We start from the raw sequence: 19,753 nt of genomic DNA, 5'->3' as shown, positions 1-19,753 counted from the left end.
TGTTGACTTTGCTTGGGTTTTCGTGAGCTGTCGACACAGGGGAGTATCCTGGCTTCTCAGCCAAGCCTCTTAAGTCCCTGATCTCACTCGTGTCTCCTGTGGTTGGGTATCTTTGTGGCCCAACCGGGTCACGGAGGTGGGTCACACGCATGGGACACGGGACACGGGATGCGGGCCGGGTGGCGCTCGCGACGAACCTCCACCGCCGGGGCGCCGTCTACTACTGGCGGCGACGCGTGCCGGTGACATTCGCCTTGGCGACGGGCGCGAATTGGCTGAAGCTCAGCTTGAGGACGCGCGAGCCGGTTCGCGCGCGCTTCCTCGCCGCCCAACTGGACGCGACCGCCGCCGACCTGTTCACGACGATCCTGCCCGATGCCATCACGAAGGAGCAACTCGCGACGCTGTTCCGGAAGGCCCTCCTCGGCCATGAGGCGAAGCTCGACCGTATCGCGGCCTTCTCGCGCGCCAGGAACCCGACTTCAATCCGGCGGCCGAGATGGCCGCGGAACAGGCAATGGGCTGGAGCTATCGAGTCGCCTCCAGCCGGGGCGTGAACGGACGCCTGACCGAGGATGACCGCGCTGCCATGGCGAAGGCGGGCCTTGCGGAAGCCGAGATCGCCGGGGTCGGCGATTGCCTCGACGCCATGCAGAAGAGCGGCGCCCTGGCACCCTCGCAGGCACGCATCTGCGAGATCGTCGAGGAGATCGGGGCACTGCCGACGCCGGGCAACGTGGCGCGGGCCGAGCCGATCTGCCTGCGCGCCCTGGGTGAGGCCCTGCTGCGCACATGCGACCGCTTCGTCTCGGACGCGCTGCCCTACGAGGACCTCATGGCGGACCTCGGTACGGAAGCAGGCGAAAACGAATCGGAACGGCCTGTTGTCGAACCGATTGTTGCCGTGGCGGACCCGATCACGGCACCGTCGGTTCCTCTCATCTCCGCCCTGCAGCGAGCCGCAGTTCGTCCTCCAGGACGGTGTTGGCGTTCATGCGCATGAGCAGGTCGGGGAGCGCAACCGGAGCGTAGCCCCACGCGTCGACGCCCACATCCTCGGAGTGGCGCGTGCCCGGGATGCGGGCGTGAGTGTGGCCGTAGAGATGCACCGCCCCGCCGTGGATCCGCCGCCAACTTCGCAGGGCGTAGTGGCACAGCACGATCCGCTGGTGATCGACGACGATCTCGCGCATCGGCTTGGGCTGCGACGACCACGGCAGGCGCAGCGTGAGCCGGGCATCGTGGTTGCCCACGATCAGGTGCTTGCGGCCGTTCAGCCGACCGAACAGGCGGGACAGCGCCGTTTCATCGAGACCCAGCGCGAAGTCGCCTAGGTGCCAGACCTCATCCCGCCGCTCAACCCTGGCGTTCCATGCCGCGATCAGCGCCTCGTCGTGCGCCTGGATGTCGGCGAAGGGGCGACGCGACAACGCTAATACCAGACCTCGTTGAGCGCGACTCACGACGGGTAGCGCCGCTGTCTCGGCCGTGATTCTGTCCTCGGGTTTGGGGCCTGAGGAGGATGCGATGGCCGCTCCCGTACCGCTGCGGTCGGACTTCGATGCCGGATCCTTACGTGCCCTGGCCAAGGGTTCACGCGATCCGGCCCAGACCCGCCGCTTGCTGGCGCTGTCGGTGATCTCGGCGGGCGGCTCGCGCTCGGAGGCGGCCGAGATCGGCGGGGTCGGGCTGCAGACGGTGCGCGACTGGGTCCTGGCCTTCAACGCCGATGGCCCGGACGGGCTGATCGACGGCAAGGCCCCTGGGGCCCGTCCGCGCCTGAACGCCGATCAGCGGGACGTCCTCAAGGCGCTGGTCGAACAGGGGCCGGTTCCCGCCGCTCACGGCGTGGTACGCTGGCGGCTCTGCGATCTGGCCCAGATCCTGTCCGAGGATCACGGCGTGTCGGTTTCCGAGCAGACCCTGAGCCGGGTCTTGCGGGCGATGGGCTACCGCAAGCTCTCGGCCCGTCCGCGCCATCACGCCCAGGACCCGGAGGCCGCGGCCATTTTTAAAAAGACTTCCCCGACCGTCTGGCGGAGATCGCGCAAGCTGTCGGCGGCAAGCCGATAGAGGTCTGGTTCTGCGACGAGGCCCGTGTCGGCCAGAAGAACACGCTGACCCGGCGCTGGGCCAAGCGCGGGACACGCCCCTCAGCCCCAAAGGATCAGCGCACACAGTCGGCCTACATCTTCGGGGCGATCTGCCCGGCCCGGGGCGTCGGCGCGGGTTTGGTCATGCCCCGCTGCACCACCGAGGCGATGGCCCACCACCTCGAAGAGATCTCAGGGACCGTGGCTCCCGGTGCCCACGCCGTGCTCCTCCTCGATCAGGCCGGCTGGCACACGACCAAGAAGCTGCCGGTCCCCGACAACATCACCCTTCTGCCGCTGCCGGCGCGTAGTCCCGAACTCAACCCCGTCGAGAACCTGTGGCAGTTCCTTCGCGACAACTGGCTCGGCAACCGGATCTTCAAATCCTACGCCGATATCCTCGATCACTGCTGCGACGCCTGGAACAAGCTCATCGACCAGCCCTGGCGCATCATGTCCATCGGACTACGCCAATGGACACATGGGTTCTGATCAATGAGGATTGGTATAAGACGTTGGCGTGCCCGAAGTGCGTGTCCGCCGTAAACCACACGGTCATCTCGGTCTCCAGTCGCTGCGGGTGCGGGCAGGACGGCGGCGTGGGCGCTCGCGATCGCGCGCCGTCAGGCGGCATAGGGCGACGCCTGCGCCTCGTCCCCGGCGGCGGTTACATCCCGGCTCTGGATCTCAGGCCGCGCGAGGAAGACCGAGAGGTTGGCAGCGCTTCGCTCGTAGCCGTCGGGGGAGAGGTTCCCGCGCAGGTGCTCGTAGGCGAGGAAGATCCTATAGGTCGCAACCACGTCGGCCCGGCAGTAGGCCGCAACCTCGTCAAGCCGCCCCTGCGCGACGAGGTCGGCGACACTGCCTCCGTCGATACCCTCCGGCTTGCCCGGCAGGCCCATCGCTCGGCACAGCGCGTCGAGGCCAATCCGGCCGCGGGCGTCGAAGTTGGCCAGGACGTCGCAGAGATCGAGGCCGGCCTCGTCGTAGCGCCGGTAGTACGGACGGGCGGTGAGACCGGGCGCCGAGACGCGATGGATCATTGCCCGGTAGCGCAGGACCGGCAGATCGAAGCCGTGCCCATTGAAGCTCACGAGTTGCGGCTGCAATCGTTCGACCCGCGCGGCGAAGTCGGCGATCAGCCGGGCCTCGGTCCGGTCGCCGACGTGCGGCGCACCCAGCGCCCGCACCCGCCACGCTCCGTCCAGGCGCTCGGCGATTAGCGCGCCGATGCACACGACCGCGTGGTAGATCAGCTTCGGGAAGCCCGCGCCGAGCTTCGCGCGGGCGGCGTCCGTGTCGGCCGGGTCGAGACCGTGCACGCGCGCCACCGCCGCCAGATCGGGCACCGTTTCGAGGTCGAACACCATCACGGTCTCGGGCACGGGCATTCTCCGGAAGCTTCGAGAAGTGTGGAACGGCGCGGCACGGGATGCCCGATCCGGGCTGGCGCACACCCGATCGCTGGCGTTCCAGGCGATGAAGCACGCCCCTCATGCCTCAGGCAGCGGGCGACTCGAGCCGGTACAGCCTGCTGAGGCTTCGCGCCCATCCCGCGGATTCGTCGAGCACGAGTAGCCGCGAGGTGACGACGCGGCGGGGCCCGGGCAGGAGCGGGTGGCCTTCGACCCGGCCCATCAGGGCCGGCTCGGGCGTCGGCACCAGCGTGCGGCGCCACTCCGTCAGCAGCGGGGCTGCCGCGAGTTCATCCCGAGAGGGAGGCGAGCCGGCGATGAGTCGGTCGAAGGCCGCCAGCGCGCTCTCCAGGCGCACGGCCTCGTCGACGGACAGGTGTAGTTCCAGCTCGGCGTGGCTCATGTCGGCGTCCTCTCTCGCGGCGGGGAAGGATCTCGGATCGGGGCCGGCGTCGGACCGGTCCCGCCGGGGGATGGCGATCGGCCCGATCTCACGAGCCCGCGGCGGGGGCGGTGCGACCGAGGAGATCCGCTCCAATCGGTGGCGGGACGGGATCCCGACGTCCGGCGGGGACGCGGAAGCGGGGCCGATGCCGGGCGGCGAGCTCGGCAACCTCCTCGCCGGTGAGGACGCGGCGCGCGAGCAGCGCCTCGACCAGCGCCAGGATCGCCGCCTGGTCGGCGCGCACGAGGGTCTCGGCGACACCCTGCAGGCGGCGCAGGTCCGCCTCGACCAGCAAAGCCAGGGCCGGGTCCTCGCGCAGCAGCACCACCGCCTGCTCCTGGTCGACGACCGCCCGCAGGGTCTTGCCGAGCCCGAGGCTCGCGTGCACCGCCGCCAGCAGGCGCGTCGCCTCGCGCAGGTCTTCGCTCGCGCCCGCCGTGACGCCGCCGCCGAGCACCGCATCCACCGCGCGCCCGGCGAGCAGCCCGATCACCTGCCGCTCCAGCCCGGCGCGGTCGGGGGTCGGATCGGACAGGCGCAGCACCGTCGCACCCTCATGATGGGCTCCGCCCCGGGTCGTTACCTGCACGACGGCGAGGCCGAGGCGGTGGGCGATCAGGGCGTGCCCGGCCTCGTGCAGGGCGACGGCCCGCAGACGGGCGGGCGGGCGCGCGTCGGCCGGGGCGATCTCGGCGAGCAGGTCATCGAGACGCATCGGCCGCCCGGTCGCCCGCGCCCGGGCGGCGCGCACGCACCCGGCCAGCACCGCGCCGGTCATTCCGGACGACAGGCGCGCGGCCAAGGTCAGGTCCGCGTCGGCAAGGTCGTTTCCGAGATGGATCCGCAGGACGCCGAGGCGGCCGGCCTCGTCGGGCGGCGCGATCAGGAACTGCCGGTCAAACCGCCCCGGCCGCAGCAGCGCCGCGTCGACCCGGTCGAGGTGGTTGGTCGCACCGATCAGGATCACGCCGGCCTTGCGCGCGGCCTCGAACCGGATGAGACAGTATGAGACGACGGTACCCCACCAAGAGGCGTTGCGATCGTCCAGTCTCGCCCGATTCGGGAGCGCATCGAGTTCGTCACAAAAGCCGACGGCACAGCCATCTTGCTTAGCAGCAAGCTCCAGACGATCGCAGAACTGCGCGATCTGCTTGGTAATGCTATCGAGGAAGCCCGGACTATTCGCGAACCACGAACCGACGCTGGTCTCGATGCAGACAACGCCGGAGGCCTGCGCGAGCGACCTCGCCAACGTGGTCTTGCCGGTTCCCGTGGGCCCGAACAGCACCACCCCCTCCAGGGCCGAGGCCGGCATCTCGCCGCGGCGCACCCGGGCGATGTCGGCCACGGTGCGGGTCGCCCAGGCATGGGCCTCGCCGTACCCGGTCAGCCGATCAAGGGGCGTGACCGCCTCGCCCTCCGATGCGCCGACCCGGGCGCGGCTCGCCCGGCGTATGCGGGCGATGCAGGCGGCCGGGGTCGAACCCGGCCGCAGGGCGGCGGACACGTCGGACACGTCGAGACCGGAGAGGTCGCCCGCCGCCAGCACCGCCCGCGTCCGGCGCCCGCACCACACGCGCACGGCGAGGCCGACCTGCGCAGCCTCGAGCGGCGGCACGGCGACGACGTGGTCGGCGGCGGCGAGCAGCAGCGGCGCGATCCAGGACCGGTCCGGGGTGATCGCCACGACGGGGCGGCCGCCCGCCACCAGATCCGCCGCCTCCGTGTCGAGATCGACGACGGTCGAGGCGCGCGGCTGAACGGTGCGGGCGAGGCACTCCGCCTGACCGCCGCTGGCGCGCCGGACCACCGCCTCGACCGGCTTCACCCACGCCGGGCTCGGCACGGTGATTAGCACGACGACCGGCTCGGCCCGGCGCAGGGCGTGGCGCAGGCGCGGCGACAGCGGCGCGTCGAGGGCGATCTCGGCCAGCAGGTCGAGCGGCTGGCCGAGGCCGTCGAACCGGCGCACGCCGCGCCATCCCCGCCACTCGGGTCGGCCGCCGCCGGATGCACCGGCGGTCCCGGCCGCATCGTCCCCGCCCTCGTTAAGGTCGAGCAGATCGGGGATCGCCAGGTCGAGGCCGGGCGCCGTCTCGGCGGCGTCCTCGCCCCCGTCGCCGGCGAGGCTCGCGTGGGTCTGCCGGCCCACGTCCGCATCGCCAGAGTACGTCGGGCCGGTATCCACCAGCGTAGGCTGCTCCTGCTCGTCCATGCTCACGACCTGTCCTCCGTGCGCGGTGTCAGCGGAATCTCGACGACGAGGGCGGGGTCGAAGGTGCCACGGCACTCGTCACGGTAGCCGTGGGGATTCGAGACGAGCCGGGTCGGCCCGAGCCACGTGTCGACCGGGTGGTGGGTATGGCCGCAGACCCACAGGTCCGGGCCCCCGGCATCAATCAGCGCGGAGAGGTCGCTGGCGAAGGCGGCGCTGAGCGGGTCGCGGCCGAAGCGGGGCGCGACGCAGACCGGGTGGGGGGCGTGGTGGGTAACGACCACGCTGGGCCCGTCGAACGGCCGGGCCAGCGCGTCGTCGAGGAACCGGACCGAGGCCGCGTGCAGGGCAGCGGCGTCCGTGGGCAGGAACGGGCGCCGCTCCGACCCGCGCCCGATCGAGATCAGGCGGTGATCGTTCATCCCGCGCCGGGCCGCGGCCATCGCCACCGCCAGGTGCGCCGGGCCGAACAAGCGGTAATCGGTCCACAGAGTCGCGCCGAGGAAACGCACGCGGCCAATCACGGCCGCCTCGTCCTCCAGAAGCGTGATGCCGAGGCGCCCGGCGGCCTCCCGGGCCCGCTCCAGTTCGGTGGCGATCGAACCGCCGTAGTACTCGTGGTTGCCGAGCACGGCGACGATCGGCGTCGGCGCCGGGATGCGCCGGCGCAGGTAGGCGAAGGCGGCGTCGGTGTCCGCGCGGGTATCACCGGCCACGACGACGAGGTCGGCGCCGGGGGCGAGGCGCAGCCGCCCTGTGTCGGCGACATCGACGTGCAGGTCGCTGACCACCTGAACGCGCAAGGTCCGCGCGGCCGCGGCCGTGGACGGGTCGGCGGGGATCGTCCCCGCCGCGTTCGTGGGGCCGGTCATCACGCCGCCTCCGCCAGGAGGGCGGCGACCTGCCGGGCGAGCCGGCTCTGGCCCGGCTGCAGGACGCGCAGGCCGGCGGCGTAGAACAGGTTCAGCCCGAGCAGCACGGCGAGGTCGAGCGACTTGCGCTCCGCGTCACCGAGGGGAAAGCCGGCCAGCGGGCCGCAACCCTTGTGGTAGTCGAGCCCGGGCTCGGCCTGCACGATCTCGGAGAGCGCCTCCTGCAGGTAGACGGTCGCGCCCTTGTGGAAGGCGGGCGAGACGAGGACGTAGACCTCCTCGACGAAGTCGAGCTGCGGATCCGCCTTGTGGTCGCCCAGCCGCGTCCAGAGCTTGACGCCCTCGCCCACCCTCACGCGGATCCTGCCGCCGCGGCGACCGACAAGGACGTAGACGCCGCCGTGCCGCCGCTCGGCGAGCCACGCCTGGACGCGGGGCAGATCGGGCCAGTCGGCGGCGATGACCTGCAGGCCGGTGAGGCTGTCGCCCGCGACCCGGAGGCTGGTGCCGGGGACGGGGAAGCCGATGGCGATGGCGAGGCGGAAGAGGTGGAGGAGCCTAGCGAGGAGGACGGGCATGCGGGATCTCCCGCACCGCCGCGGTTGCGCGGCCGGTGCGTCGATGTGGACGGTAAGGGTGATTAGGACGCGCGTGCTCCGGCATGGGCCGGACGCGAGGAGCGCACGCCGGGTGGGGACCCGGCGCGAACGCAGCGGGCGGTCAGGGACCGACGGTCGGGGTGGGGATCAGTGGCGCGCGGGGCCGATCCGCCAGACGCGGCAGGAGGCGTCGAAGGCGGAGACGAGGTCGATGGCGAGCAGTCCGGCGTCGACGAGGGCGAGGACGGCCGAGATCGGCTGCGGGTGCGCGGGGATGGCGTCGGCGAGGTCGCCGAGGCAGGCATCGCCCGTCTCGTCCACGGCAGCGAGCAGGGCGACCTGCACGTCGGGGGTGATCAGCGGGTGGACGACGAGGTCGGGGTGGGGGATGGGCGGACCGGCGAGCGTGGGCCGGACGGTGTTGCGCGCGGACACGAGTCCGCCGTAGATGGCCTCAGCCATGTGTTGTCTCCTGTCACAGCAGAGAGACGCGGATGGTCAGGTCGCTGGCGCGGCGGGAACCGCGCTGGCGGCCGCCCCCGGGAAAGGGCGGACACCGGATCCAACTCCTACGTCGAGCAGACGTCCAGCCTGCCCTGGCACATCATCTGGCGAGCTTCGCCACAAATGCAAGTGCCGCCTGGAGAGAAGAGCGCCGGATTATTCTTTAACCTTAACGTATCTGCGTATACCGTTGATGCCAGCGAAGAGCGGGTCGCTGGACAAATCTAAGGATGCATGACAGCAGTGCATTAAATAAAATCTCATACATGCTTATCCAATAAATGATTGTGATTTTAAGGTTCGACGAGATTCGTTGTTCCAGAGAAATCATCACATACACTTATCCGTCCCCACAGGATGGCTCATCGCTAAGTTTGGTGCATAAGGGATCTAAAAAGAGAACAGCGGTGAAGGAGTCCGGGCATAGTGCGGCCGCAAGTGGTACACTTGAGTAGCTTGAGGTGGTTGGTCTGTCCCTCTGCTTGCCCGCAACTTCAGTGGAGGAGAAGTCATGCTCAGACGGCGGCTCCGCCCTAATCGAGGTTGGCGGCGAAGCTTGCAACAACGCGTACGCTGCAACCGTGGACTATAGGCAGCCACGCGTCGAAGGCCGCGATGGCATCTGAATCTGTCCGCGCGCCGCGGCAGCGGCTGTGCACGATCATGCAGAAACGACGACCGAGATTGACGACCTTGGCGGCTTCGTCAAGCCAGCGCCCGATCGTGTGGCGGGTGGTGATTAGCAAGTGCCACCGGTCGGCAACCTGCATGGCGTCGGGTGCACCCAGCGTCGTGCCGCGTGCATCCTCAGTCAAGCAGTCGCGTGCCACGAGCCGGATCTACGGCTAACGCCGGGGCTCCGCGGCCGAGCGGTCGGGGGGACTTCGGCGGTCGATGTCGATGACGATAGTGCCGTAGCCGAGATGGACAGTGCGGATGCGCTTCAGCAGCGCGGCGTCCGCCTCCGCTCGTGCCGAGGGTTTTCGCCCAGCCCAAGCATAGTAGCCTGCCTTCGACACGCCGAGCACACGGGCCATGGCGGCGACCGGGAAGTTGGCCTGGTTCGCGCTCATGAACCGGAAGACCCCGACGGCAGGATCCTGGTCTCTCGCGCGAACCAGGCCGTCGCGCGAGAGAGGACATCGCGCTCCAGCTTCAACAGGATGTGCGCATGAGCGTGGACGCGCTCTTCGACGCCGTCCCGGCAACGCCCCGGAGCGGATCGTCATCCGCCGCCCCGACGACTGCACGTGCATCTGCGGGACGGCGAAATGCTGAGGGCCGTCCTGCCCTACACCGCCGCGCAGTTCGCGCGCGGGATCATCATGCCCAATCTCGTGCCGCCGGTGACCACGGTCGAGGCCGCCGAGGCCTATCGCGCGCGGATCCTCGCCGCCCTGCCGCCCGGATCCGACTTCCGTCCCCTGATGACCTGCTACCTGACCGACGCCGCCGATCCCGGCGAGATCGAGCGGGGGCATGCCGAAGGCGTCTGGCTCGCCGCCAAGCTCTACCCCGCGGGGGCCACCACGAACGCGCACCATGGGGTCACCGACATTCCCGGCCTCGCGCCCGTGCTCGAGCGCATGGAGCGGATCGGGATGAGGGTGGTGATTGCCGCTGCTCTTTTGGGAATTTCGTTATGCACACCGCCCTCCCCGGCGGCAGCCCAGGAGGGCGAACGGTCCAGCTACCCTCGGGGCTGCAACCGCTCCTGGTGGCACGGAAGGGTTTGCCGGACTGCGCAACAGACGCGATGCGGTCAAGTCCAAGCGGCTCCGCATCGAGCCTGAGCAGCCGTTGCGGCCGAAGAAAAATTGGCCGGTCCGGTGACCTATTGATCGTTCTGCAGGGAGTAGGCCCTGCGCAACCTGCATCGCCGCGAAGACATCGGTGGCCTGGGTGAGGCTGGCGTCCACCACCAGGCCGTTGCGGTTCTCCATCAAGGCGTGGCCGAGGTAGCACAACCGGCTCTCCTGGCCGTCCGCCTTGCGGTAGAGCCGGGCGTCCGGGTCGGTGGTCGAGGCGTGGGTCGCGTTCGAGCGCTTCTCCTGGCGGAAGTCGCGCTCGCCGTTGCGGCTCGGCCCCGGCGGCCCGCCCGAGCCGTCCTTGGGCCGGAAGCTCTTCATCGAGGCCCAGGCCTCGATCATCGTGCCGTCGACCGATGACCTGACCGGCTGGCTTTGGACCGGGCTGATTGAGGATCAGGCGGACATGCTGGTCTCGCAGGGGATAGCGTCAGAGACGCGATCCGCTCGGCCTGCGTATCAGCGTCCAAGTGCCTGTTTGAGCGCCTCTGCTGGCCGTCCCCATCTGTCTCGTGTGCCCACACATTTGGTTTGAGTCGAGCGGCTGGAGAACGAACCTTCGATCGTTGTTCGCAAGGCTGCACGGAATGCGCAAAACGGGCAAAACGCCGGGAGAGAATTCTCTCGCTCCCGGCGCCCCTGATTGGCCAGCCTCACAGTACCCTGCGGGCTGCCGCAACGAATTCGGGATGGGCGCGATAGTCGCTCCGGGTCCGGCCGGTGGCGTTGCGCCGCGGCGCCTCCGTGATACAGCCAAGATGGACCAGCCGCTCCAGCGCCTGCGTCCAGACGCGGTGGTCGCGGCCGGACGGCGCCCGCGGCGCCTCACGCAAGGCTCGCGCGTTGAAGGTCGGGGCACCGACACGCTCGTCGTCGACATGGCGGGCGATGAACCGGGCGATGTCGCGCAGGCCCCTGTCCGGGTCCGGACGAGCCTCGGCGCGTTCGAGCGCGCGCTCCGCGCTCGGCAGGTAATGCATGTCGACCAGCGTCACCGCCGCGCGGGCGCAGTCCTCGTTGAGGTATTGCGGGAAGCCGGCCTTGCCGGCGAGCACGTGCTCGAAGATTGCCAGCACGAGGCCCAGTCTCAGCGACTGGGTCGTGGCACGGTTGTAGGTCGAGGCCAGCATCCCGTCCGTATCGTCCGCCGTTTTCGCCCACCGGCGCGAGGCGACCTCGACCGCCCGCCGGCCGTGCTCGCTCAGGAGTACGGTGTGGCCGCCGAAGCGCTCGCGCGCGGCCGGCAGCGCCAGGACATGGCGCAGCACCGCCTCGATCGGGGGCGCCGCCGCGGTGCCGCGGGGTGCAAGTTCCGGATCGCGCTCGACCTGCGGGTAGCTGACCAGGCAGCGCGCGAGCAGGCCGTCATCCTCCCGGCCGATCAAAGCGCCGAGCTTGTCCGGGGTCACGCCGCCGCATAGGCTCAGTTGCAGAGCCGGGATCACCTGCGCACCTGTGGCGCGCTCCCGGACATAGGGGTCGCCGTCATAGGCCTGCAGCAGGGCCGAGCGGCCCTCGTCCGAACGCATCGTCGGGCCGCGCACGAGGCCGATCACGTCAGGCTGCGCCAGCAGCAGTCCGCGCGGCTGGGCCGCGATGCGATCGAGGATGCCGGGCAGGGTCGTGCTGGTGCAGGTGTTCAGCGCCGCCGGCCTCATGGCCGCCTCGTCGCGCACCACGTAGGCGGAGAAGTCGGTCTCGGCCCGGTCGAGCCCGTCGCGGATCGCCCGCTGCGTGCGCCGCCTGACTTCGGCACGGACCATCTGCGCCAGTTCCTCCTCGGCGGGGGCGGCCGCCGCGCGCTCCAGGGCCGCGATGCCGAGCGCGGTCAGCACGTGGACCGTCTTGCCCATCGCCACCGACTTGCCCATGCCGGCCGCGGCCACCATGAGGGTCCAGGCCACGCTGGGCTCGCGCCAATCGGCGCTCACCCAGAGATGGGCCGCCGTTCCGACCGCCCCGGCCAGCGTGGCGACGGCGCTGGTGAACACGAAGGCCGGATGGGTCTTCTGGCCCCGGACCGCCGCATCCACGAACTGCCGCACCCCATCGGGCAGCGCCTCGATCGGGAAGCCCGGCGCCGGCAGCATCGTGGGCGCGAGGAAGGACAGGTCTGGATCGCGCGGAAACGCGGCCTTGCTCACCTCCGAGAGCGCGGCGAGTCTGTCACCGCCCGCGGAGACGGCAGCACGGTCGTCGGCGAGGCCGGCCGCCCCGGCCTCGGGCCGCAGGGGGGCGCCGTCGGAGGACAGGATTGCAGGGGCGAGGTCGGCCGGACGGTTCGGGTCGGGCCGGTCAGCTTGATCGAGGGTCATGGCGCACCTGAGCGGAAGTCGGTGCGGATCGCGTCGTCACGCGATCCGCGGGGAAGTCGGCCGATGCGCAGAGGGTCGAGGACAGAAGGGCCGCCGGGCTAGCGATACAATGTAGGATAATTCGAGAATCCTCTTCGGCCGCCATTATTCGCCGTTGTGCGTGTCCTCCCGGCAACAGATCGGGGTCAAGTTGGGTTACCGCGACGCGCCGGTGCAAGGAGGGGGCGGCGTCCCCCGCCGGCTCCGCCGTCTTCAGCGTCCGAAGCTCGGTCCGTCCTCCGGGGCGAGGCCTGCCAGCGCCTCCTGGAGACGCGTGCACTCGGCACTCAGCGCCGCGATGCGCTCCAGGTCGGCCTCGCGGCCCTGCGCAAGGGCATCCGCCCGCCTGCGCGTCTCCATCAGCACTGAGGCGAACCGCTCCAGCATCTCGGCCTGGATTGCGGTCCTCAGTTGCGCTTCCTCCTCCGCATAGGCCCGCTCCCGCTCCGCCTCACGCATCCGGGCCTGCTTCACAAGGAGATGCTCGGTGCGCTCCAGCCGACGCCGACGCGGTCCGACCCTGGCATGGCCGTAGCGCATGCTGAGCGCGGCATGGAACTCGTCCTGCAGGCGCTTCATCGCCTCCAGGTACGCCGCCCGTTGGCCGGCCTTGTCCCGCCCACCGGCTTCGGCCTGCTTCAGCGCGGCTCGCCCGGGATGGATCGCCTCCAGCGCCAGGCGGTTACCCGGGCCGAGGGCCGGGACGGCGTAGGCATGCAGGTGTAGGTATTCTTCGTCGTGATGCTCGACCAGCGAGACGAGGGTGTCCCCGAACCGGTTGAGGCACCACTGAGCGGCCTCCGAACGCCAGGCGTTGTAAAGGTCTTGGGCATCCGGGGCGTCGCGGTCTTCCACGAGGGTGCGGGGGACTGGATAAGACAGGACGGCCGCCACGAGCACCGCACCGTCGCGGCGCAGGCGGCGGCCCTTGGCGTCGCGGGCCTGTTCGGCCCGCTCCAGGGCGATCCGGCCGGCTTCGATCGGCGAGCGCCCGTGCAGGACGGTCGGCTCGGCCGGATAGGCGACGTGGCGGGCAGCGCCGGGTGCGCGGGCGCCCTCGCTCACGATGCCGGCGATGCTGGACCAGGGGGGCTGCCCCTTGCGGGGCGCGGGGCCGTACAGGCTGATATGTAGGAATTGGGTCGACACGGGGCACCTCCACCCCGGATTATCGCCAGCACCCCGCAAGGAACCAGGCGCCGCCCGGCTTTCCGTTTACGGTGGGGTTAGGCTCGCGGTGCGCCGACGGCCCGAATGGCGCAGCCTGTCGATTCGCGGCAGACACGGCCGTGCAGGCCCACGATGTCCGCCCCGCGATGAGGCGGCCGTCACCTGTGCTGGTAACACGGGCGCGGCCTTGCCACAGCAACCACCTGTTGGAGAGGTGTGCACCATGGTTCCCAGGACCATTCGCTGACGCGTGCTCCGCGTCAACCCGATCCCTGCTTCCGCAGCCGGGCGTGCCGACCGCACCGCCTCCGTACGATGCTGAGGAGGCGCCGATGAAGATCGTCGTCACCATCCTCAACGGCCAAGCGCGGGTCCACATCGCCGCGACCCGGGCGCCCGACCTCCTGCGCCGGCAGATTGCGGCGCGGACCGGCCACGCCCTGCTGCTCGCCGTCGCGCTGGCCCCGCCGAGGCTCGGCCCGGAGGCCCTGATCGCCGGGATCGACCGGCGCCTGCAGGCCGAGCGTCTCGCCCAGGGCCTTCGCCGTCACCCCCGCTGCCGCAGCCCGGGCGGGATCCGCGGCCGGCTATCCGTTCGATCGTCACGCGCACGAGGGAGCGAGTGCGGAGAGGGCTGCGGCGGAGGCTCAAGCAGCTCCGTCTCTCCCGCGAGAGGAAGCCGAACGTGACCTAATCCCCTGTAGGATGCTTGCGGCGGGCGGTGGAAGATCGCCTGTCACATCCTCGACGCGACTGAGCAGGCGGTGGTTGCGGCGATCCCCGAGAGGAACGATCCTGCGGTCGATGAGGAGAGGGGCTCGTGGCCTCCGTCTCGTGGCTTCCGTGCAGCGGTGTCGAGGGGGGCGTGCCGGGCACACTTGCTGTCCGGGTGGGGCAACCTGGCAGGGACATCCTAGAGACCGACTAGGATGTCCTTAGGAGTGGGCTACCTCGGAGGATGGCGAGCGGAGCGGAACCTTGGTCAAGCACGGTGAAATAGGGCCTTTGCTTTACCGGCATTTCGCGCGTTTTGCGCATTCTGAACGATCGGAGACTGTCATGCGTGGCTTGTACCGAACGGAGCGAGCCGCCGCCCCCCGGCAACAAGGTGGTGGCAAACCTGAGCTGGCACACATTCCCTTGCATCGCGTCCTAACGGGTGCAATGTACACGTCGATGAAGCCAGCGCGGGCTCGGAGTGGATCCGTTCATGGCTCGGCGCTCTAGATTCACATAATCTGGCGGATTATCCCCCCCTCTCCGCCATTTCAGTCCCATAGTGGGCACGCCGATTTCCCGCTAGAGACAGAAGTGAGGGTGCGGAGCAGTTCGCCTTTCGATCCCATGATGCGGAAATGTCTCTCCCCGACCTCGACGCGCTGGGCGAAGGCGCGCAGATGCTCCCGCCGATAGCCGCCACCATCCTGCCGGAGACGCTTGCGGGCGGCGGTCGCGAACTTGCGGAGCGCGGCGGGAGTGACGGCCATCTGGCCGGAGCTTTCGAGCTGGGCCTGCGCCCGTTCGGAATCGGCCTGCGCCTGATCGCGGAGTGCCCGGAGCGCGACGACACGCTCTTTCAGTGCCGGGTCGTTCAGATCGGCCACGCCTGATTCGATCGCCTCGTAGAGACGCTTCAGCCGAAGCTCGGTCTCGGCCGCGCGGCGGTTCAGCTCGGCGATATGCTCGCGGCGGCGGTCGGCTCGCTCCTCGCGCCGGTCGAGAATCGAGGCCAGGATGTCCTCCAGCCGCTCGGGCTGGAGCAGCCGGTTCTCGATATGGTCGCAGACGATGGCGTCGAGCTGCGGCATCGGGATCGAGCGGCCGGAGCAGCCGGTCTCGCCCTGCCGCGCCTTGATCGAGCAGGTATAGTAACGATAGCGCCCGCCCTTGCCGGTACGGATGGTCATGGCCCCACACGGTTTGGCTGGCCGACATCACCTACCTGCCGACCGGCGAGGGCTGGCTGTACTTGGCTGCCGTCCTCGATCTGGCCACGCGCAAGATCGTCGGTTGGTCGATGCGCGATCACATGCACGCCGAGCTGAGCGTAGCGGCATTGATGATGGCCGCCCAGCGGCAGCGGCCGGCCGCCGGGCTCATCTGCCACTCGGATCGCGGCAGCCAGTATGCGGCCGAGGCATACCGGAGGCAGCTTGCCGGCATGGGGGCGAAGCCGTCGATGAGCCGGACGGCTTGCTGCTACGGCAACGCCCCGATGGAGAGCTTCTTCCACACCCTCAAGGTCGAACTCGTCCATCAGCGACGATGGGCGACCCGAGATGAAGCGCGGCGCGATCTGTTCGCTTACATCGAGGGCTACGACAATCGGCAACGCATCCACTCGGCAATCGGCTATCTCACCCCCGAGCAAGCCGAGAGGACCGCGAAATGATCTCCCTGTGTCCGCGATGTCGAGGGAGGATCATTGCCGCTGACCGGTAGGTCGGTGGGCCGTCGATGGTAGCGGCTATGGACCGACGTACTGAGGACCGCATCGACATCGTGTCCGTCCGCATCGATCACCTGCCAGTGGCAGCCTCGGCACGAGCCTGGGCATCACCACCCTCGTGGAGGGCGCCGAGACCGAGCCGCATGGCACCTCGTCCGGGCGGAGGGGCTGAAACAGGTTCAGGGCTACCTTTTTGGCCGGCCGGTCCCCGGCGCGCAGATCGCATGACGGGTATTATTTCGGAAAACTGATGCTCGCATGCGGCCCTGGACGATATAGCGTCCAGGGCCGCAACTGCCTGCAAAACCGATAATATGAATAACTCATACCATTATATTGGCGATCACGACAGAATGCCAACCCATTAAATCGGCATGGACGACCATCTGATTACAAAAACATAACCATATTAGAAATAATATCCGATGTTGACGTAAAAGCTTTTCTTGAATTTGTTGTCGCCGCCTGCGGCCAGGCCCTGGGTGTATTGCCCAGCCCCTGTATAGGGATCATTCCGGCCAATGCGCATTTCCGTGTAAACGTAAAGGCCGCTGATGTTGCGGATCGTCCAGGCTGATCCGACGATGTAGCGTTCCGTGTCGCGGTAGGCGCGTTGATCCTTGTAGTATGCGCTGTAGTTAAAGTAGGGCACAATCTCAGTGAACGGGCCAACAGTCGGCGTAAACTTGTACGAGAGATCTCCAGAGAAGAAGAACGCCTTTGTTGCCAGATTGTACGAGCCGTCGTAGCTGCCGATGGTGATCAGGCTGTTACGCCCCCCAGGGTTCCGTGGGTCGATATCAACCCGCGCACCGATCGCACGCAAGGTCCAAGGCCCGTACGTCCCGACGAAATGGAGGGCCTCCTGCTGTTTGGAGCCGTAAGTGCCGGTGTCGTAATTGTAGATGCTTGAGTGCCAGATCGAGGCGCCGACTGTCGCCGTTACGGCCTCGTTCCGGAAGAAGGTGTACTCGCCTCGCCCGACCAGCATGTGCTGCTCGACGTTGTTGGAGCCACCTGCCACGTAGCTATCGGCCTTGACGACGTTGGTCGAGTACCGCGAGGCGTCGCGGCTGATGCCGAAGTAATTCCCGCCGTCTGCGGGAAAATAACCAAGCTGGTAATTGAAGTCCTTTTCGACGTGAGAGAACTTCAGGCCTGTATTGTAAACTTCCTCCAGTCCGGCGACAAAACCCACCGTCTCGAAAAACGTCGTACTGAAGTAAGGCACCAATCCGAAAGGCACCTGTTGCAGGCCAACGGAGATGCTATCCTCCGGAGAGAGTTTGACGCCGGCATAGGCGAACTGCAGGAAGTTGAACTCTCCAAAAGTACTCTTGTAGCCGGACTCACGCGTGTAGGGATAGGCACCACCGTAGAAGCGATATTGGGCGGCTCCGAACAACGTGCTGGAATCGTAAGCCGCTTTCACGATCAGCGTGTCGAAGCCGAAATAGCTCCGGGTATCGGGCGCGCCGGTTCGAGCGTTCGTAGCATCGAAATTCGCATCGATTCGGGCGCGGATCGCGCCGCCGAACGTCCATTTCCCGTCGAGTACGGAGGGAGCCGCCAGCGGAGCGACGGGGCTCGGCGCCGACGCGGGGATCTTCTTCCGCCGCGGTTCGGGGACGGTCACCCTCTGTGCGCGGTTCACGCGGCTCGGCTCCGCGTCGAGTTCTTGCTGCTGAGCGTGGGCGAGGCCGCTACCGAGAATGGCGAGGCCGCTTGTAACGACGGCTCGGGCAAGCCAATGAGTACCGACCCTGTCCTGCATTTCGGAGCACCCCAAGTCTTTGATTTATGCCCTTCCGTATTGATTTGTTTTTATTCAAACGGTTGGCGATAAAACTTAGAATCCAAAATCGAGTTGCTCCAAGAAACAAATCCTTAAAACGGTATGACTTTTTATCATTGCCAAAAAATTGGGACGAGCGTCGATTAAACCGGAGGCTTTGCGCTCAGCACGCGATCATTTCTTTCCGATCCGCTACGACGGTCGGTCATTTATGGTCATCTGAGTCGATCTTTCGCAGACGGGCAGAGCCTATCTCCGCCCCGCCGCGTTCCCCGGCGGCGAAGCGCCGGGAGCGATTCCTTGGCCAGCGCAGGCTCGGCTCAGGAGGCCGGCGCCTTCAGCTTCCCCGCGTGGAAAGCCCGCCCTGGGATCGCTGCGACGAGTTCGCGGGTATAGGCGTGTTTCGGTGCCGAGAGCACCGCGCTCGGGCTGCCGCTTTCGACGATCTGGCCGCGCCGCATGACGATGACGGTGTCGGCGATCTGTGCGGCCACCCGAAGGTCATGCGTGATGAAGAGCATGGTCGTTTCGGTGCGCGCGCGTAGACCGTCGAGAAGATCGAGCACCTGCTTCTGGATCGACACGTCCAGGGCGGATACGCTCTCGTCCGCGATGATGATCTTGGGCCGCATCGCGAGCGCCCGCGCGATGCCGATGCGCTGCCGCTGGCCGCCGGAGAAGGCGCCGGGCTTGCGCGCCAGCACGGTAACCGGCAAGCCGACCTCGCGCACAAGGCGTTCGGCCTGCGCTTTTGCCTCGGCTCGGTTGAGACCGCCGAGGCACCCGGCCCGTTCCAGGATGCTGCCCACGGTGCGCTGCGGGTTGAGCGAGCCGAAGGGGTCCTGGAAGATCATCTGAATGAAGCGCCGGCTCGCGTTCAGCTCCCGTCCGCTCAGATGCGCGAAGTCGCGCCCTTCGATGACGACTTGGCCGCTGGTCGGCTGGACCAGGCGGATGATGCTGCGCGCAAGGGTGCTCTTGCCCGAACCGGACTCACCGACGATCGCGACCGTCTGGCCTTTGAGCACCTCGAGATCGATCCGGTCGAGCGCCTGCATCTGGCCGTAGCGCTTGGACAAGGCGCGGACCGAGAGGATCGGATAGCCCTTCGCGACGATGTCGCGGCGCATCGTCCCGCTCGGCACGGCCGCGAGCAAGGCGCGCGTGTAGGGATCGGAGGGATGGCTCAGGATCGCTTCTGCCGTTCCCTGCTCGACGATGCGGCCATGCCGCATCACCACCACCCGGTCGGCGATGTCGGCGACGACGCCGAAATCGTGCGTGATGAACAGGATGCCGTGCTCCTTCCGGTCCCGCAGACCGCGGACGAGGTTCAGGATCTGGGCCTGTGTGGTCACGTCGAGGGCTGTGGTCGGCTCGTCGGCGATGAGCAGGCGAGGGTGCAGGCTGAGCGCCATGGCGATCACCACGCGCTGGCACTGGCCGCCGGAGAGCTGATGCGGCAGGCGGTGCATCATCGCCTCCGGATCGGGCAGTTGCACATCGCGCAGGAGGCCGAGCACGCGCTCTCGGATCTCGGCCCGGGACAGGGTCGGCTCGTGGATCTCGAACATCTCGCCGATCTGCGCGGCCACTGTCATGGCCGGGTTCAGCGAGGCCATCGGCTCCTGGAAGATCATGGCGATGCCGCAGCCGCGGATCCGGCGGAGGCGCTCCTCCGGCAGGCGCAGCATGTCCTCATCCCCGAACAGGATGCGCCCTCCGGCGGCCGTGAGACCGCGCGGGATCGCGCCCATGATGGCGCTCGAGAGGATGGACTTGCCGGAGCCCGATTCGCCGACGATGCAGACGATCTCGCCTCGGTTGACGGTGAGGCTCGCGCCTTCGACGGCGAAGGGTCGGTCCGCACCACGCGGCAGCCGGACCGTGAGGTCTTGGATGGAGAGAACGGGCTCCAGCATAGGGCGTTTCCGGCTCGACGGCAGGGAGGAATGTGTGGGGCGAACCACCCCACTGACGGGTTGGGGCAAGCGTGGAGAGTGGCCCGAAGGCGCGCTCCCCAGATCCGGGCGG

17 protein-coding genes and 3 pseudogenes are annotated in these 19,753 nt (G+C 68.3%); 6 read left to right on the top strand and 14 right to left on the bottom strand.

Going from position 1 to position 19,753, the window contains the following annotated elements; translation table 11 throughout:
* The first annotated feature begins 179 nt into the window (after positions 1-179).
* Positions 180-557, top strand: coding sequence for a DUF6538 domain-containing protein (locus MMB17_RS19235; protein ID WP_241099949.1), 378 nt, complete (start codon positions 180-182; stop codon positions 555-557).
* Positions 500-1,003 carry a hypothetical protein gene (locus MMB17_RS19230; RefSeq protein WP_241099948.1) on the top strand — a complete coding sequence of 168 codons (504 nt, stop codon included), beginning with the start codon at positions 500-502 and terminating at the stop codon, positions 1,001-1,003. The genes MMB17_RS19235 and MMB17_RS19230 overlap by 58 nt, the downstream gene beginning before the upstream one ends.
* Here MMB17_RS19230 and MMB17_RS19225 read toward each other — a convergent pair.
* Positions 939-1,430, bottom strand: coding sequence for a metallophosphoesterase family protein (locus MMB17_RS19225; protein ID WP_241099947.1), 492 nt, complete (start codon positions 1,428-1,430; stop codon positions 939-941). The two genes, MMB17_RS19230 and MMB17_RS19225, sit on opposite strands and share 65 nt — an antisense overlap.
* A gap of 97 nt (positions 1,431-1,527) precedes the next feature.
* Between MMB17_RS19225 and MMB17_RS19220 the strand changes: the two genes are divergently transcribed.
* Positions 1,528-2,585, top strand: a protein-coding gene (locus MMB17_RS19220) for an IS630 family transposase (RefSeq protein ID WP_173807913.1) whose coding sequence is annotated in 2 segments (ribosomal slippage) — positions 1,528-2,020 and positions 2,020-2,585 — 1,059 coding nt in all. Because the reading frame shifts where the segments join, the coding sequence is not laid out codon by codon here.
* 131 nt (positions 2,586-2,716) lie between these two features.
* Here the strand turns inward: MMB17_RS19220 and MMB17_RS19215 are convergent.
* The 7 genes and pseudogenes from MMB17_RS19215 to MMB17_RS25435 all read right to left on the bottom strand — a co-directional run.
* On the bottom strand, positions 2,717-3,478 hold the full coding sequence (locus tag MMB17_RS19215; RefSeq protein WP_241099946.1) for a 3'-5' exonuclease: 762 nt from the start codon (positions 3,476-3,478) through the stop codon (positions 2,717-2,719).
* 115 nt (positions 3,479-3,593) lie between these two features.
* On the bottom strand, positions 3,594-3,911 hold the full coding sequence (locus MMB17_RS19210) for a DUF6634 family protein (protein ID WP_241099945.1): 318 nt from the start codon (positions 3,909-3,911) through the stop codon (positions 3,594-3,596).
* An 88-nt stretch (positions 3,912-3,999) separates the two neighbouring features.
* Positions 4,000-6,168 (bottom strand): AAA family ATPase, encoded by a 2,169-nt coding sequence (locus tag MMB17_RS19205; protein WP_241102240.1) that lies wholly within the window; start codon positions 6,166-6,168, stop codon positions 4,000-4,002.
* A 2-nt stretch (positions 6,169-6,170) separates the two neighbouring features.
* Complete coding sequence (locus MMB17_RS19200; protein WP_241099944.1) at positions 6,171-7,040, bottom strand: metallophosphoesterase; 870 nt, start codon at positions 7,038-7,040, stop codon at positions 6,171-6,173.
* A complete protein-coding gene (locus MMB17_RS19195; RefSeq protein WP_241099943.1) occupies positions 7,040-7,618 on the bottom strand; it encodes a hypothetical protein in 579 nt (192 codons plus the stop codon). The genes MMB17_RS19200 and MMB17_RS19195 overlap by 1 nt, the downstream gene beginning before the upstream one ends.
* Positions 7,619-7,786: 168 nt before the next feature.
* Positions 7,787-8,101 (bottom strand): hypothetical protein, encoded by a 315-nt coding sequence (locus MMB17_RS19190; RefSeq protein WP_241099942.1) that lies wholly within the window; start codon positions 8,099-8,101, stop codon positions 7,787-7,789.
* 749 nt (positions 8,102-8,850) lie between these two features.
* Positions 8,851-9,060: pseudogene (locus tag MMB17_RS25435) on the bottom strand (ISL3 family transposase); the annotation flags it as partial.
* Between the two features lie 354 nt (positions 9,061-9,414).
* Between MMB17_RS25435 and MMB17_RS19180 the strand changes: the two are divergent.
* Positions 9,415-9,936 carry a dihydroorotase gene (locus MMB17_RS19180; protein WP_241099941.1) on the top strand — a complete coding sequence of 174 codons (522 nt, stop codon included), beginning with the start codon at positions 9,415-9,417 and terminating at the stop codon, positions 9,934-9,936.
* 99 nt (positions 9,937-10,035) lie between these two features.
* Here the strand turns inward: MMB17_RS19180 and MMB17_RS19175 are convergent.
* From MMB17_RS19175 to MMB17_RS19165, 3 genes and pseudogenes are all read right to left on the bottom strand, one after another.
* Positions 10,036-10,308: pseudogene (locus MMB17_RS19175) on the bottom strand (IS5/IS1182 family transposase); the annotation flags it as partial.
* Between the two features lie 296 nt (positions 10,309-10,604).
* Entirely contained in the window at positions 10,605-12,266 is a 1,662-nt protein-coding gene (locus MMB17_RS19170) for a DUF3987 domain-containing protein (protein WP_241099940.1), read from the bottom strand.
* A gap of 252 nt (positions 12,267-12,518) precedes the next feature.
* Positions 12,519-13,454, bottom strand: coding sequence for a plasmid recombination protein (locus tag MMB17_RS19165; protein ID WP_241099939.1), 936 nt, complete (start codon positions 13,452-13,454; stop codon positions 12,519-12,521).
* Between the two features lie 353 nt (positions 13,455-13,807).
* Between MMB17_RS19165 and MMB17_RS19160 the strand changes: the two genes are divergently transcribed.
* Entirely contained in the window at positions 13,808-14,164 is a 357-nt protein-coding gene (locus MMB17_RS19160) for a hypothetical protein (protein ID WP_241099938.1), read from the top strand.
* A 579-nt stretch (positions 14,165-14,743) separates the two neighbouring features.
* On the opposite strand, the gene MMB17_RS19155 is transcribed toward MMB17_RS19160, so the two are convergent.
* The gene (locus MMB17_RS19155; RefSeq protein WP_241099937.1) at positions 14,744-15,382 is read right to left on the bottom strand and encodes a recombinase zinc ribbon domain-containing protein; all 639 of its coding nucleotides are present in this window, start codon (positions 15,380-15,382) and stop codon (positions 14,744-14,746) included.
* A gap of 2 nt (positions 15,383-15,384) precedes the next feature.
* Here MMB17_RS19155 and MMB17_RS19150 point away from each other — a divergent pair.
* Positions 15,385-15,867, top strand: a pseudogene (locus tag MMB17_RS19150) (IS3 family transposase); the annotation flags it as partial.
* 466 nt (positions 15,868-16,333) lie between these two features.
* Here MMB17_RS19150 and MMB17_RS19145 read toward each other — a convergent pair.
* Together MMB17_RS19145 and MMB17_RS19140 are read right to left on the bottom strand one after the other, a co-directional pair.
* Positions 16,334-17,698 carry a hypothetical protein gene (locus tag MMB17_RS19145; RefSeq protein WP_241099936.1) on the bottom strand — a complete coding sequence of 455 codons (1,365 nt, stop codon included), beginning with the start codon at positions 17,696-17,698 and terminating at the stop codon, positions 16,334-16,336.
* 341 nt (positions 17,699-18,039) lie between these two features.
* Complete coding sequence (locus tag MMB17_RS19140) at positions 18,040-19,641, bottom strand: dipeptide ABC transporter ATP-binding protein (RefSeq protein ID WP_241099935.1); 1,602 nt, start codon at positions 19,639-19,641, stop codon at positions 18,040-18,042.
* Positions 19,642-19,753 lie beyond the last annotated feature (112 nt).

The sequence above is a fragment of the Methylobacterium organophilum genome, assembly GCF_022533465.1.
GTDB lineage: Bacteria > Pseudomonadota > Alphaproteobacteria > Rhizobiales > Beijerinckiaceae > Methylobacterium > Methylobacterium organophilum.
The sequence above is the reverse complement of the archived record's forward strand: the minus strand, read 5'-3'. Positions and strand labels throughout refer to the sequence as shown.

Excerpts from the sequence above, each read along its gene's own strand:
- MMB17_RS19230 (WP_241099948.1), top strand. The coding sequence starts at position 500 with ATGGCCGCGGAACAGGCAATGGGCTGGAGCTATCGAGTCGCCTCCAGC.
- MMB17_RS19210 (WP_241099945.1), bottom strand. The coding sequence starts at position 3,911 with ATGAGCCACGCCGAGCTGGAACTACACCTGTCCGTCGACGAGGCCGTG.
- MMB17_RS19205 (WP_241102240.1), bottom strand. The coding sequence starts at position 6,168 with ATGGACGAGCAGGAGCAGCCTACGCTGGTGGATACCGGCCCGACGTAC.
- MMB17_RS19200 (WP_241099944.1), bottom strand. The coding sequence starts at position 7,040 with ATGACCGGCCCCACGAACGCGGCGGGGACGATCCCCGCCGACCCGTCC.
- MMB17_RS19195 (WP_241099943.1), bottom strand. The coding sequence starts at position 7,618 with ATGCCCGTCCTCCTCGCTAGGCTCCTCCACCTCTTCCGCCTCGCCATC.
- MMB17_RS19190 (WP_241099942.1), bottom strand. The coding sequence starts at position 8,101 with ATGGCTGAGGCCATCTACGGCGGACTCGTGTCCGCGCGCAACACCGTC.
- MMB17_RS19180 (WP_241099941.1), top strand. The coding sequence starts at position 9,415 with ATGCTGAGGGCCGTCCTGCCCTACACCGCCGCGCAGTTCGCGCGCGGG.
- MMB17_RS19170 (WP_241099940.1), bottom strand. The coding sequence starts at position 12,266 with ATGACCCTCGATCAAGCTGACCGGCCCGACCCGAACCGTCCGGCCGAC.
- MMB17_RS19160 (WP_241099938.1), top strand. The coding sequence starts at position 13,808 with ATGAAGATCGTCGTCACCATCCTCAACGGCCAAGCGCGGGTCCACATC.
- MMB17_RS19155 (WP_241099937.1), bottom strand. The coding sequence starts at position 15,382 with ATGACCATCCGTACCGGCAAGGGCGGGCGCTATCGTTACTATACCTGC.
- MMB17_RS19145 (WP_241099936.1), bottom strand. The coding sequence starts at position 17,698 with ATGCAGGACAGGGTCGGTACTCATTGGCTTGCCCGAGCCGTCGTTACA.
- MMB17_RS19140 (WP_241099935.1), bottom strand. The coding sequence starts at position 19,641 with ATGCTGGAGCCCGTTCTCTCCATCCAAGACCTCACGGTCCGGCTGCCG.